Annotated in this window: 10 protein-coding genes; 6 read left to right on the top strand and 4 right to left on the bottom strand. The window is 72.4% G+C overall.

Annotation, left to right across the window (positions count from 1 at the left end):
- Positions 1-143: 143 nt before the first annotated feature.
- The 4 genes from ACG83_RS04970 to ACG83_RS04955 form a co-directional block, all read right to left on the bottom strand.
- Positions 144-1,409, bottom strand: coding sequence for an FAD-binding oxidoreductase (locus ACG83_RS04970; RefSeq protein ID WP_083473022.1), 1,266 nt, complete (start codon positions 1,407-1,409; stop codon positions 144-146).
- Between the two features lie 202 nt (positions 1,410-1,611).
- On the bottom strand, positions 1,612-2,355 hold the full coding sequence (locus ACG83_RS04965; RefSeq protein WP_054564912.1) for a succinate dehydrogenase/fumarate reductase iron-sulfur subunit: 744 nt from the start codon (positions 2,353-2,355) through the stop codon (positions 1,612-1,614).
- 223 nt (positions 2,356-2,578) lie between these two features.
- Complete coding sequence (locus ACG83_RS04960) at positions 2,579-4,543, bottom strand: fumarate reductase/succinate dehydrogenase flavoprotein subunit (RefSeq protein ID WP_054564911.1); 1,965 nt, start codon at positions 4,541-4,543, stop codon at positions 2,579-2,581.
- 1 nt (position 4,544) lies between these two features.
- The gene (locus ACG83_RS04955; protein ID WP_076826691.1) at positions 4,545-5,249 is read right to left on the bottom strand and encodes a succinate dehydrogenase cytochrome b subunit; all 705 of its coding nucleotides are present in this window, start codon (positions 5,247-5,249) and stop codon (positions 4,545-4,547) included.
- A 91-nt stretch (positions 5,250-5,340) separates the two neighbouring features.
- Between ACG83_RS04955 and ACG83_RS04950 the strand changes: the two genes are divergently transcribed.
- The 6 genes from ACG83_RS04950 (at position 5,341) to ACG83_RS04925 (ending at position 13,855) form a co-directional block, all read left to right on the top strand.
- The gene (locus ACG83_RS04950) at positions 5,341-6,273 is read left to right on the top strand and encodes a LysR family transcriptional regulator (RefSeq protein ID WP_054564909.1); all 933 of its coding nucleotides are present in this window, start codon (positions 5,341-5,343) and stop codon (positions 6,271-6,273) included.
- Positions 6,274-6,661: 388 nt separating this feature from the next.
- Complete coding sequence (locus ACG83_RS04945) at positions 6,662-7,033, top strand: hypothetical protein (RefSeq protein ID WP_054565426.1); 372 nt, start codon at positions 6,662-6,664, stop codon at positions 7,031-7,033.
- Positions 7,034-7,226: 193 nt separating this feature from the next.
- On the top strand, positions 7,227-8,321 hold the full coding sequence (locus ACG83_RS04940) for an amidohydrolase family protein (protein ID WP_054564908.1): 1,095 nt from the start codon (positions 7,227-7,229) through the stop codon (positions 8,319-8,321).
- 179 nt (positions 8,322-8,500) lie between these two features.
- A complete protein-coding gene (locus ACG83_RS04935) occupies positions 8,501-9,457 on the top strand; it encodes a CAP domain-containing protein (protein ID WP_054564907.1) in 957 nt (318 codons plus the stop codon).
- A 358-nt stretch (positions 9,458-9,815) separates the two neighbouring features.
- Entirely contained in the window at positions 9,816-13,118 is a 3,303-nt protein-coding gene (locus tag ACG83_RS04930; protein WP_054564906.1) for an ATP-binding cassette domain-containing protein, read from the top strand.
- Positions 13,115-13,855 (top strand): ABC transporter ATP-binding protein, encoded by a 741-nt coding sequence (locus ACG83_RS04925; RefSeq protein ID WP_054564905.1) that lies wholly within the window; start codon positions 13,115-13,117, stop codon positions 13,853-13,855. Before ACG83_RS04930 ends, ACG83_RS04925 begins: the two co-directional genes overlap by 4 nt.
- Positions 13,856-13,888: the final 33 nt, after the last annotated feature.

The raw sequence follows: 13,888 nt of genomic DNA, 5'->3' as shown, positions 1-13,888 counted from the left end.
GCGGCCACGGGCCGTGGTCAGGACAACCGGAACCGTTGGTTGATTCACGGTGCATCCGGTGCCACCCATGAAAGGCACGGGCCGCCCGCGTAGAGCGCGGGCGGCCCGTCGCCATGCCAGCCGTCGGCGCCGGTCAGCGACGATCAGAGGGAACCGCGGCGCAGCGGATCGAACGGAGCCAGCTCGGCGGGCAGGCGCCCGTCGACGAGCGTCTCCGCCACCAGCCGGCCGGTGATCGGCCCCAGGGTGATGCCCCACATGCCGTGCCCCCCGGCCACATGCACCCGCGGCGAGAGCGTCGGCCCGATGAGGGGGAGCCCGTCCGGGGTGCATGGCCGTGGCCCCACCCACTCCAGGGCGCGGGCATCGAGATCGACACCGCGCAGCAGCCTGCGCGCGGCCGTGACGATCGCGTCGATGCGGCGCGGGTCGGGCGGTGCGTCCGGTCGGCGGAACTCCATCATTCCGGCGACTCGCAGCTCGGCGCCGATCGGTGTGCACGCCACCCGGGCGGCGGGAAAGTAGAGCGGCCCGGTGGGCGGCTCCTTCACCGCGACGCTGAAGCTGTAGCCGCGCCCGGCCTGCACGACGGTCCGCACGCCGAACCGGGCCGCCAGCGGTGACAGCCAGGCCCCGCCCGCCAGCACCACCGCGTCGAACCGCACCGGCGGACTGGCATGGTCGGCCATGGTCAGCACCACCCGGGAGCCCAGGTCGATGACCTTGTCGACGGTGATGCCCTCCCGGATGACCCCACCGCGCTCGCGCACGGCGTCGGCCAGCGCGGCCACGAACCGGCCGGGATCGCAGTAACGCTGGCCGTGGATCTGGATCACGTCGGTGATCTGGTCGGACAGCAGCGGTGCCAGGTCCCGAGCCGTCAGCGGGTCGAGATCCTCGGCGTCGACGGGCTGGCCGCAGTGGCGCACCTCGTCGAGCTCGGTGCGGAACGCCTCGGCGCCGGCCCGGTCCTGAAAACAGGCCAGGAACGGGGCGGCTGCCCTGGTCGGTGCCGCGACTCCGCCGTCGGCGAGCTCGTCGAAGGCTTCCAGGCTGCGCTGGGTGAGCGACGAGAGGGCGCGCATCGCCCGGCGCCAGCGGGCCTGGGTGCTGTGCCGGACGAACCCGGTGAGGAAGCGGGCGAGAACGGGGTCGGCGGCGGGCGGCAGGAACACCGGGGAGTCCGGGCGCAGGAACATCCGCAGCCCGTAGCTCAGCACCGCCGGCTCGGGCAGTGGGGTGGCCAGGCCCGGAGTGAGCCATCCGGCACTGCCCCAGGACGCACCGGCGCCGCCGTGCACCGGACCGGGCGTCACCCGGTCACGTTCGAGGACCGTGACGCCCACACCGCGCTCCTGCAGGTACCAGGCCGTGCAGAGGCCGACCATGCCGGCACCGACGACCGCCACCTGATCCGGGCGCGGATCAACAGACAAACCAGACGGGGGACGAGGGTCCACGCCCCAGATGTTCCCCCGCGCGGGCGGTTCAGCCGTCCGGCCCGGGTGAGCTGGCCCAAAAGGGCCCGCCCACGGGCGGCGACAGGCACAGAACGTGCCGGCCGCCGTCCGTGGGCGGGGGTTGTGCGGGTGCGACCGCGGGTGCGGCTGGCTACCGCTTGGTCAGGGCCCGCAGGTACTCGCGGTTGAGGTTGCCGATGCTGGTCAGCGGGATGCCCTTCGGGCAGGCGACGGTGCACTCGCCGGTGTTCGTGCACCCGCCGAAGCCCTCTTCGTCCATCTGCGCGACCATGTCGCGCACCCGGCTCTCGCGCTCCGGCGCGCCCTGCGGCAGCAGGTTGAGGTGGGTGACCTTGGCCGAGGTGAACAGCATCGCCGAGCCGTTCGGGCAGGCCGCCACGCAGGCACCGCAGCCGATGCAGGTCGCGTTGTCGAACGCGGCGTCGGCGATCGGCTTCGGCACCGGCGTCGCGTGCGCCTCGGGGGCGCTGCCGGTGACGACCGAGATGTAACCGCCCGATCCGATGATCCGGTCGAAACCGGAACGGTCGACGACCAGGTCGCGCATCACCGGGAAGGCGGCGGCACGCCACGGCTCGACGTCGATGACGTCGCCGTCGGCGAACTCGCGCATGTGGAGCTGACAGGTGGTCGTCCGGTCCCGCGGGCCGTGCGCCTGGCCGTTGATGACCATGCCGCACATGCCGCAGATGCCCTCGCGGCAGTCGTGGTCGAAGGCCACCGGGTCTTCGCCCTCGAGGATGAGCCGCTCGTTGAGCACGTCGAGCATCTCAAGGAACGACATGTCCGGGCTGACGTCTGCCAGCTCGTAGGTGACCATGGCACCGCGGTCCTCCGGGCCGCGCTGCCGCCAGATCCGAAGGGTGAGGTTCACGGTCGGGGCTCCTTCGAGTGCTGTGTGGCTCGTCGCGCGGCGTGCGGACGTCCGTGATCGCGCCGCCTGCGGCGCTGTGGAAGCGGATGGCAGGAAACAGGGGCAGGGGCGGATGCACAGGCGGCTGGTGCCCCCGGAGTAACCCCCGGAGCGGGTGCCCCCGGAGCCGGCCGCCACCGCGCCGCCCCGACGGGGGCGGCCGGGCGACGGCCGGCAGCGAGGATCACGAGTAGTTGCGCTGGGCCAGGTGGACGTAGTCGAACTGGAGCGGTTCCCGGTGCAGCACCGGGGCCCCGCCCGTGTACTCCCACGCCGCCGCGTACGCGAAGTGCTCGTCGTCGCGCAGTGCCTCGCCGTCCGGGGTCTGGCTCTCCTCACGGAAGTGACCGCCGCAGGACTCGGCCCGGTGCAGGGCGTCGATGCACAGCAGCTCGCCGAACTCGAGGAAGTCCGCGATCCGGTTCGCCTTCTCCAGCGACTGGTTCAGCTCGCCGGAGTCGCCCGGCACCTTCACCCGACGCCAGAACTCCTCGCGCAGCTCCGGGATGCGGGCGAGCGCCTTGCGCAGACCCGCCTCGGTGCGGCCCATGCCGCACTCGTCCCAGATGAGCTCGCCGAGCTCACGGTGGAACGAGTCGGGGGTGCGGTCGCCGTTGATCTCCAGCAGGCGGCCGAGCCGGCCGGTGACATCGCCGATGACGGACGTCACCGCGGGGTCGTCCAGGCTGACCGAGCCGAGCTTGGTGCTGGCGATGTAGTTGCCGAGCATGGGCGGCAGCACGAAGTAGCCGTCGGCCAGGCCCTGCATGAGGGCGCTGGCGCCGAGGCGGTTCGCGCCGTGGTCGGAGAAGTTGGCCTCGCCGACGACGAACAGGCCGGGGATGGAGCTCTGCAGGTCGTAGTCGACCCACAGCCCGCCCATCGTGTAGTGGACGGCCGGGTAGATCCGCATCGGGACCTTGTAGGGGTCCTCGCCGGTGATGCGCTCGTACATCTCGAACAGGTTGCCGTACTTCTCGCGGACCTTGTCCTCGCCCATGCGCCTGATGGCGTCGGCGAAGTCGAGGTACACGCCGAGGCCACCCGGGCCGACACCGCGGCCGTCGTCGCACTGGTACTTCGCCGCACGCGACGCGATGTCACGCGGGACCAGGTTGCCGAAGGCCGGGTAGATCCGCTCCAGGTAGTAGTCGCGCTCGGCCTCGGGGATCTGGTCGGGCGAGCGGGTGTCGCCCTTCTGCTTGGGCACCCAGATGCGGCCGTCGTTACGCAGCGACTCGCTCATCAGCGTGAGCTTGCCCTGGTACTCCCCGGAACGGGGGATGCAGGTCGGGTGGATCTGCGTGTAGCACGGGTTGGCGAACAGCGCGCCGCGCCGGTGCGCCCGCCACGTCGCCGTGGTGTTGGAGCCCTTGGCGTTCGTGGAGAGGAAGAAGACGTTGCCGTAGCCGCCGGTGGCGAGCACGACCGCGTCCGCCAGGTAAGGCGTGATCTTGCCGGTGACCAGGTCGCGGGCGACGATGCCGCGGGCCTTGCCGTCGATCACGATCAGGTCGAGCATCTCGGTGCGCGGGTGCATCTCCACGTTGCCGGCGTCGATCTGGCGCGACAGCGACTGGTAGGCGCCGATCAGCAGCTGCTGGCCTGTCTGGCCCCGCGCGTAGAAGGTGCGCTGGACCTGCACACCACCGAAGGAGCGGGTGTCGAGCAGGCCGGAGTACTCGCGGGCGAACGGCACGCCCTGGGCGACGCACTGGTCGATGATCTGCGTCGAGATCTGGGCGAGCCGGTAGACGTTCGACTCGCGGGCGCGGAAGTCGCCGCCCTTGACCGTGTCGTAGAACAGCCGGTAGACGGAGTCGCCGTCGTTGCGGTAGTTCTTCGCCGCGTTGATGCCGCCCTGCGCGGCGATCGAGTGCGCGCGCCGAGGCGAGTCCTGGAAGCAGAACTGGATGACGTTGTAACCCTGCTCGGCCAGCGTCGCGCCGGCCGCGCCGCCGGCGAGGCCGGTGCCCACCACGATCACGGTGTGCTTGCGGCGGTTGGCGGGGTTGACCAGCTTGGCGGAGAACTTGCGGCGGTCCCAGCGGGTCTCGATCGGACCGTCGGGTGCCGCGGTGTCGGCGATGTCGTCGCCAACCGTCCAGTAGGCGCTTCCACCGGAGCCGAGAGACGTCGTCTCAGGCATCTCAGTCCACCAATCCGGCCAGCACGGCGATGGGAACGACCATGAAGCCCGCCGCGATGAGAACCGCCAGAACGGTCGCGGCGATCTTAAGGTTCTTCTCCCGTGCCGCGCTGTGCACGCCGAGGGTACGAGCAGCGCTCCAGAATCCGTGATGGATGTGTAGTCCGAGCGCTAGCATGGCGATGATGTAGAAAAGTGTGACCCACCACACAGAGAAGCTGGACACCACGTTGTCGTAAGCGGCGCCTTCGACTCCGTTGCGGTTCAGCGTCAGAGCCGTGAAGTCGAGGAGGTGGTAAACGATGAACAGGGCGAGGACGATGCCGCCATACCGCATCGTGTTCACGGCGTAGCTGGCCTCGAGGCGCTGCCGGTGTGAGTACTTCTGCGGCCGGGCCTTGAGGTCACGCCGGCTGAGCTGGTAGGCCGACGTCGCGTGCAGCACGACTGCCACCGTCAGGACGGCCCGCATGATCCAGAGGAACCAGGCTCCGTGGAGCGCGGGGTCGCCGATCGTGCGCAGCCAGTGCGCGTACTCGTCGAAGCTGGTGCGACCGAAGAAGATCTTCAGGTTGCCCAGCATATGGACGAGTAGATAGAGCAGCATCACTGCTCCGGTGACGGCCATCACGGCCTTCTTGCCGATGGTCGACCGCCAGAAGATGCCTACGGGGGACGTAGGCCGCGCGTCGTTCGTTACAGCCACGCTGCGAACCCTAGGGATAAGTTCCCGAGTGGTCCAAGACATGATGGACCTGAGCTCGATAGCCTCTGCCTATCCTCGGCTACTCTTAGGTGTGCAGCTTCATCAGCTTGCGTATTTCGTCGCCGTCGCCGAGACCAGGCATTTCACTCATGCGGCAGAGCGTGAGCACGTGGCGCAGCCCTCCCTCTCGCAACAGATCCGTGCCCTGGAACAGGAGCTCGGAAGTCCACTCTTCAACCGAATGAGGGGGAACATCACACTGACGGTGGCGGGTGAGACCCTGCTGCCGCTGGCACGTCGGATCCTCGCCGACACCGAGACGGCCCGCCGCCAGGTGCAGGAGCTGCTGGACCTGCGCACCGGCACCGTCCGGCTGGGCGCGACGCCCAGCCTGTGCACCGGCTTCCTGCCCGACGTGCTCTACGCCTTCCACCGGGAGTACCCGGGTATCCGGCTGATCGTCGAGGAGGGCGGCTCCCGTGACCTCGTCCGTAACCTCGCGCAGGGGAACCTGGACCTCGCGCTGATCATCCTGCCGCTGCACAGCTCAGACCCGGCGCTGTCGACGACTCCGCTGCTGCGCGAGGACCTCGTCCTGGTCACCTCGGAGAACTCGCCGCCACCCGCACGGGACGGCCAGCTGCGGGTGGGCGACCTGCGCGGGCGGCCACTGGTGATGTTCCGCCGCGGCTACGACCTGCGGGAGTTCACCGTCGGGGCCTGCCGGCTGGGCGGGTTCGAGCCGACGTTCGCCATCGAGGGCGGGGAGATGGACGCGGTCGTCGGCTTCGTCGAGGCCGGTCTGGGCGCGGCCGTCATCCCGAGCATGGTCGCCCGGCGGCAGCGGCTGCGCAGCACCTCGTTCGCCCCGCCGGGCCTGCACCGGACGATCGGGCTCGCGCACCGGCGCGATGTCGAGCCGCCGCAGGCGGCCCGTGAGCTGCGGCGCAGCCTGCGGGCCTACCTGAAGAGCACGGCCGCGGCCGGAACCCTCCCGCCTGGAACCGATCTGCTGCCGGGCTGACCGTGTGGTGGCGGGTCGTCCGTCTGCCGGCGGGCTGACCGCCGCGGGCTTACGCCATACGGTCAGATTTTTCGTTCAATTGTGATCATTGCCGTTCGTGGGTGATCCGGACCTGGCTAGCGTTGCCGAGATCAGAGCTTTTGTCGGTGGGTGACGGGTTCGTGCACCCGAAGGTGGGTGCGTGGACGTGACCGTGCTCGGCGATCGGGCCGAGCGCATCGGCCTGTGGGCCGGGATGCGCCGGCGGGCGGAGAACACCCGGACCGAGCGGTCGAAGGTCACGGTGGCAGCGGTGGCAGCGGTGGCCGCGGTGGCGCAGCCGGAAAGCTCGTGGGAGCTCTCGGAGCGTGACGCTCCGAACGCTCGGGAGACTCGTGCGGGAGGAACTGTGAACAGCGTCGACGTAGCCCTCAAGGAGGCGATGGCCACCGAGGGCGCCATCGGGGTCGCGCTGGTGGACTTCACCAGCGGGATGACCCTCGGCACCCTGGGCAGCAGCCACACCTTCGACCTGGAGGTGGCCGCCGCCGGCAACACCGACCTGATCCGGGCGAAGATCCGGACGATGGAGAGCCTGGGGCTCGCCGACACCGTCGAGGACATCCTGATCACCCTCGGGCGGCAGTACCACCTGATCCGCCTGCTGCAGAGCCACACCGGGCGGGGGCTGTTCCTCTACCTGGTCCTCGACAAGTCGCGCGCCAACCTCGCGATGGCCCGGCACCGGCTGCGCACCATCGAGTCGTCCCTCGACATCTGAGCCCCGGACCGGATCACGTAGGCGGCGCCGAAAATTCGCCTCAAGGGGCACAAAAGGGGCGCAGGGCTGCCTGGCGACCCGCAAGAAAGAAGGATCGTGGTCGTTGGAACGGCCGAAATCGCGACTCGCCGAACACGGGCTACCGGGCGGGCGCGGTGATGGTGGCGGTCCGACCCGGGTGAAGGATGGTGGCGTGACCACCACGCCGACACTGCGGATCACCGGGCGGGTTCTCGTCGGGCCCGAGGACGTGCGGGACGACCTCTGGGTCGTCGACGGGCGGGTGACCTTCACCGCGCCGGTCGGCGCCGCGTCGCGGGACGTCCGGACCGTCTCGGGCTGGGCGGTTCCCGGCCTGGTCGACGCCCACTGCCATGTCGGGCTCGTCTCCACCGGCGCCACCGACGCCCGGACCGCCGAGGAGCAGATCCTCACCGACCGGGCCAGCGGCGCCCTGCTGCTGCGCGACGCGGGATCACCGTCGGACACCCGGTGGATCGACGAGCGGCCGGAGCTGCCGCGGCTGATCCGCGCCGGCCGGCACATCGCCCGCCCCAGGCGTTACCTGCGCGGCTACGCCGCCGAGGTGGAGCCGGGCGATCTCGCGGCCGAGGTCGCCGAGCAGGCTCGCCGCGGGGACGGCTGGGTCAAGCTGGTCGGCGACTGGATCGACCGGGCCCAGGGCGATCTGGCGCCCTGCTGGCCGGCGGAAGCGGCCCGTGCGGCCATCGAGACCGCCCACGCGGCCGGAGCCCGGGTCACCGCGCACTGTTTCGCCGAGAGCTCGCTGGTCGATCTCGCCCTCGCCGGCATCGACTGCGTCGAGCACGCGACCGGGCTGACCGACGAGACCATCGGGCTGTTCGCCCAGCGCGGCATCGCGATCGTGCCGACCCTGGTGAACATCGCGACCTTCCCCCAGATCGCCGCCGGTGCCGAGGCGAAGTTCCCCGCCTACGGCCGGCACATGCGTGACCTGCACGCCCGCCGGTACGACACGGTCGCCAGCGCCTTCGAGGCGGGCATCCCGATCTACGCCGGCACGGACGCGGGCGGCTCGCTGCCCCACGGCCTGGTCGCCGAGGAGGTCGCGGAGCTCGTCGCCGCCGGGCTCCCGCCCCGCGCGGCGCTCGGTGCGGCCTGCTGGGACGCCCGCCGCTGGCTGGGCCGACCGGGCCTGGACGAGGGCGCCTCGGCCGATCTCGTGGTGTACCCGGCCGACCCCACCGCCGACGTCCGCGTGCTGCGCGCCCCGGATCTGGTCGTCCTGCGCGGTCGGGTGGTCTGACGGGCGGTCTGGCGGATCGCCTGGCGGGCGGTCTGACCTGGCCGGGTTGCGCCCGGGGAACCTCGGGCCCGGCCACTCGTTGTAGCCGGTGGCGGGCTCTGGCCCGGATGGGCGGTGCGGTCGCGCGGTGCGGGCGGGCGGTGCGGGCGGTGCGGCGGCACCGAGGAGCAGGAGGCCAGATGGCGGAGCTCGTGTCCGGAGCCAACACCGAGCTGTCCGGCACCGTGATCTCCATGGAGCTGCCGGGCCCCTTCGATCTCTCGGCGCTCGTGCTCGGGCCGGACGGGCGGGTGTCCGGCGATCGGGACATGGTCTTCTACAACCAGCGGTCGGCACCGGGCGTCATGCTGCGTGCCACGCCGGGCTCGCCGGCCATCGAGCTCGACCTGAGCCGGCTGCGCCCGGGTGCCGAGCGGGTCGTGCTCGTCGCCAGCCCGGCGGACGGCGTCACGCCGTTCGGCCGGCTGCCATCGCCGCAGGCGACCGTCAGCGCCGCCGGCCGCACCGTCGCCACCCTGCGCCCGCCGCCGCTCGGCACCCAGACGGTCCTGCAGATCGCCGAGATCTACCGGCGCGGGCCGGGCTGGAAGCTGCGAGCGCTCGGCGCCGGGTACGCGGACGGGCTGGCCGGCCTCGCCCGTGACTTCGGCGTCGACGTGGACGACTCGCCCCCGGCGCCCGCTCCCGGGCGGTCGGTGCCGGTGCCCGCTTCCGGGCGGTCGGTGCCGGTTCCGCCGCCCGCGGCCCCGGGGGACGTCCTCGCCGAGGTGCTGGCGCTCACCAACGCCGAACGCGCCCGGGCGGGGCTGGCCGCGCTGACCGCCGAGCCCCGGCTGGCCGCGGCGGCCGCCCGGCACAGCGCGGACATGGCCGCCCGCGGCTTCTTCGCCCACGACACCCCGGAGGGGATCAGCGTCGCCGACCGGGTCCGGGCCGCCGGTTACGACTACTCGGTGGTCGCCGAGAACATCGCCGCCGGTCAGCGGACGGCACGCGAGGTCGTCGCCGGCTGGATGGACAGCCCGGGGCACCGGGCGAACATCCTGCGGCCGCAGGTTCGTCAGCTCGGCGTCGGCCGGGTCGAGGGCGGCGAGTACGGCGTCTACTGGACGCAGGTCTTCGGGTCGCCCAGGTGATCCTCCGGGTGCAGAGGTGCTCAGGTACCCGGCCGTGGTGCCACCGACAGGTGTGCGCGGGGCCTGTGGCGGATGTGGCGTAGGTCCGATTCCGGTGGCGGCGCCGAGCCGAACGTCCTGACCACGCCGACCGCGAATCGGGCCGGGCGGGGCCGGAGATCGCAAATTGTGGGTGGTTTGCTTGCCGAGCAGGTCTTTGTGACCATACGTTCCCAGCTGTCACCGTGATCCGTGATCAGGGTTGTTCGCGTTGATCAGGTGGGTCCACGGCGCGTTCGTGGGCCATGTCCGGAGGCGCTCGTGGCCCTCCTTGAGCGCAGGCAGACACCGGCCACCGGTGTGATGCGAGGTGGTGGCCGTGAACGACGTCATGGGCTACGTCCTGTTGAGCCTGGGCACCGGTGCCCTTTACGCACTGGTCGCCACGGGTGTCGTGGTGGTGCAGCGGGGCGCCGGTGTCCTGAACATGGCGCAGGGTGCACTGCTGGCCTGGTCCGCCTACGCGTTCCACGGCGCGAGCAGTGTCTGGGGGCTGCCGCGGGCACTGGCGGCGCTGCTCGCCGTCGGCTCCACGATGGCCATCGGGGTCGCCTTCCAGCACCTGGTGCTCCGCCCGATGCGCCAGGCGACGGCCGTGCTGCGGCTGATGGCCACGCTCGGACTGCTCATCGTCATCCAGTCGTCGCTGACGCTGATGTACGGCAGCGACGTGCGGAACTCGCCGACCGTCCTGCCGACGTCCAAGGTGACGTTGTTCGACACCGCGGTGGGTGTGGACGTCTTCACCCGCCTCGCGGTGGTGGTCGTGGTGGTGGCGGGGCTGTGGGCGGTGTTCCGGTTCACCACGCTGGGGCTCGCGGCGACCGCGGTGACGGAGAACGCACGGGCCGCGGCGACCCTGGGCTGGTCGCCGGACGCCGTGGCGAGCTGGGCCTGGCTCGCCGGGTCCGCGCTGGCCGGGCTCGGCGGTGTGCTGCTGGCGCCGCTGCAGAACCCGCTGTCCGCCGGTGGGCTGATGCTGCTGATCGTGCCGGGCCTGGCCGTCGCCCTGGTCGCCCGGTTCAGATCACTGCCGGCGGTGCTCGTCGGCGCGTTGGCGCTCGCCGCGGTGGAGCTGGAGCTGCAGGTTCACCTGGTGGCGGACCATCCCGTCTGGCGGGGTGTGGACCGGGCCGTTCCGCTGGCGGTGATCGTGTTCTATCTGGCGGTGCGCGGGCGCGGGATTCCCGACCGCGGGCATGTCGCCGAGCGTCATCCGTCGCTGGGCAGCGGCCGGGTGTACTGGCGGGCGCTGGGTGCCGCGGTGGCCGGCGCGCTCGTCTGTATCTGGTGGCTGCTGCCGGCGCCCTGGGTGAACGCGCTGAACGCGAACGCCATCTGGGCCATGATCATCCTTTCGGTGGTGGTGCTGGTCGGCTTCACCGGCCAGCTCTCCCTCGCCCAGCTCGCCTTCTCCGGCACGGCGGCCCTGATCGCCGGACGGCTCGTGGCGGTGCAGGGGTGGCCGCTGGAGGCGGCGCTCGTCGTCGGGGTCGCCGGGACGGCGCTCGTCGGGGTGCTGTTCGCGCTGCCGGCGCTGCGGACCCGTGGCCTGCAGCTCGCCGTCGTCACCCTCGGCCTCGGCGCCGCGGTGGACGCCCTGCTGTTCCAGCGCGGGTACCACTCGCCCGCGCCCGCGAGCCCGCTCGGTGACCTGTTCGGTGACCTCTCCAGGCTGGAGGGCACCGAGGTCGGCGACGCCACCCTCCTCGGCGTCCACCTGGACAAGGTCTCCGACCCGCGTGGTTTCGCCACCCTGTCCCTGCTGGCCTTCACCGTGCTGGCGCTGCTCGTCGCGAACCTGCGGCGCGGGCGGGCGGGCCGGCGGCTGATCGCTGTGCGGACGAACGAGCGTGCGGCGGCCGCCCTCGGGATCAGCGTCGTCGGGGCGAAGATCTACGCCTTCGCGCTCTCGGCGGCGATCGCCGGCTTCGGCGGGGTGCTGTACGCCTTCTACGCCTACGGTGAGCGGGGCAACATCGACTACGGCGGCGGGCTGTTCTCGCCGTTCGCGTCGATCCTGCTGATCGCCTACGCGGTGGTGGGCGGGGTCGGCTGGACCAGCGGTGCCTTCGCCGGCGCGACGATGGCCGCCGACGCGCTGGCGACCCGCGTCGGCGCCTGGGTGGGAAGCCTGCTGGCGCAGCTGGGTGCCGTCCTGCGGCTGCTGCTGGCCGCTCTCGCCGCGATCATCGGCCTGGCCCTCGGGCGCGCCGTCGCGCCGCGCCGGCCGGCGCCGGTGGGCGGGTCGGTGGGCGGGCCCGCGAGCGGGCCGGCGGGCAGGCCTGAGAACTGGGCGACGGGTGAGCCGGCGCCGGGCGCGGGCGAGCCCGGGCCGCATGGCGCCGGGCGCCTGGCCGGGCGTGCGCTGCCCTGGCTGACGGCCGCCGTCTGCGCGGGCGTCGCCTTCGCGGCGGGCGGGCGCATCGTCGACTGGCTCGCGGATCTCGACCGCTACGTCCCGCTGATCGGCGGTCTGGTGCTCGTCACCGTGCTGTCCCGGTCGGGCGGCGGCATGGCGCCGGAGAACGCCCGCACCGCCCGGCGCGTGCTCGAGCGCCGTTTCCCGGCCGCCCTCGAGCGGCGCGCGGCCGCGGACGCCGCCCGGGTCACCCGGCTGCTCGGCGCGGTACCGGCGATCGGCACCGTCGCCGCTGGTCCGGCTGGTCCGGCAGTCCGCGCCGCTCCGGTTGCTCCCGCCCAGCCCGCTGCCCCGGCCCAGCCGACTGCTCCCGCGGGGCCGGTGGCCACCGGGCTGGAGACCGGGCCGATGCGCCAGGTGGGATCGGTCGGCTATCCGGCCCGACCAGCGACGCTCTCCGCCTGGGGGCTCTCGGTGCGCTTCGGCGCGGTGGAAGTGATCCGCGGCGTCGATCTGCGGGTGGAGCCTGGCCAGATCGTCGGCGTCATCGGTCCGAACGGCGCCGGAAAGACCACAGTGATTGACGCGATCACCGGCTACACCGGGTCGGTCTCGCAGTCGCTGATGCTCGGCGAGGCCCGTCTCGACCGCCTGCCGGCCCACCTGCGCGCCCGGGCGGGGATCAGCAGGTCGTTCCAGAACCTGGAGCTCTTCGAGGACCTCACTGTCATGGAGAACATCCAGGCCGCCTGCGACCCGCGGGACGCCCGTGCCTACCTGGGGGACCTCGTGCTGCCCCGGGCCCGTCCGCTGCCGGCCGCCGCGGCGGCCGCGGTCGAGGCGTTCGGGCTCCGCGCCGACCTGCTCCGCCCGGTGTCGGAGCTGCCCTACGGCCGCCGCCGCCTGCTGGCGATTGCCCGCGCCGTCGCGACCTGCCCGTCCGTCCTCCTCCTCGACGAGCCGTGCGCGGGGCTGGACGAGAACGAGAGCGCGGGAGTCGCGACGCTGCTGCGCCGGCTCGCGGACCACTGGGGCCTGGGCATCCTGCTCAACGAGCACGACATGGAGGTGGTGATGCGGATCTGTGACCAGGTCGTGGTCCTCGACGGTGGCGAGGTGATCGCGCGCGGCACGCCCGGCCAGATCCGCGTCAACGAACGGGTGCGTGACGCATACCTGGGACCGGCCGACCCGGCCGTCGCAAGCAGCTCGTCCGGCCCGGCCGGCTCGTCCGGCCCGGCCGCCGGGACCAGACGATGACCCCCGACAGGGGGCTGCGCGCGATCGCCGACGCGGGATCCCGGAGCGGCACACCCGTCCTGAGCACGCGCGGGCTGTCGGCCGGCTACGGGGATGCCGGGCCGGTGGTGCGTGACCTCGACCTGGAGCTGTGGCCAGGCGAGGTCGTCACGTTGCTCGGGCCGAACGGTGCCGGCAAGACGACGACGTTGCTGGCCCTGAGCGGTGCGCTGCAGCCGCGCGCCGGCGTCGTCCGCTGGGGCGGCCAGATCACCACCGCGCCGCTGCACCAGCGCGCGCGGGCCGGGCTCGCCCTCGTCCCCGAGGACAAGTCGGTGATCATGAATCTCACGGTTCGGGAGAACCTGCGGATCGGCCGCGCGGACGTCGGCCTGGCCCTGCAGACGTTCCCCGAGCTCGAAAGCCATCTCGACCGACGGGCCGGGCTGCTCTCCGGCGGACAGCAGCAGATGGTGGCCCTGGCTCGGGCCCTCGCCCGCCGCCCCGCCGCGCTGCTGGCCGACGAACTGTCCCTCGGCCTGGCCCCGCGCCTGGCCGAACGGCTGCTCGGTGTCGTCCGGGCCGCGGCCGACGGGGGGCTGGCCGTGCTGCTCGTCGAGCAGCACGTGCGCAGCGCCCTCGCCGTCGCGGATCGGGTGGTCGTCCTGCGGCACGGGCAGATCTCCTGGTCCGGCCCGGCGCGGCAGGCGCGGGAGAACCCCGACCTCCTGCTCGGCGCCTACCTTCCGCTCGCCTGAGCGCGGGCGGTGGCGGCCCCGTTCAGCCGGGAC

Source organism: Frankia sp. R43, assembly GCF_001306465.1.
Taxonomy (GTDB): domain Bacteria; phylum Actinomycetota; class Actinomycetes; order Frankiales; family Frankiaceae; genus Parafrankia; species Parafrankia irregularis.
The sequence above is the reverse complement of the archived record's forward strand: the minus strand, read 5'-3'. Positions and strand labels throughout refer to the sequence as shown.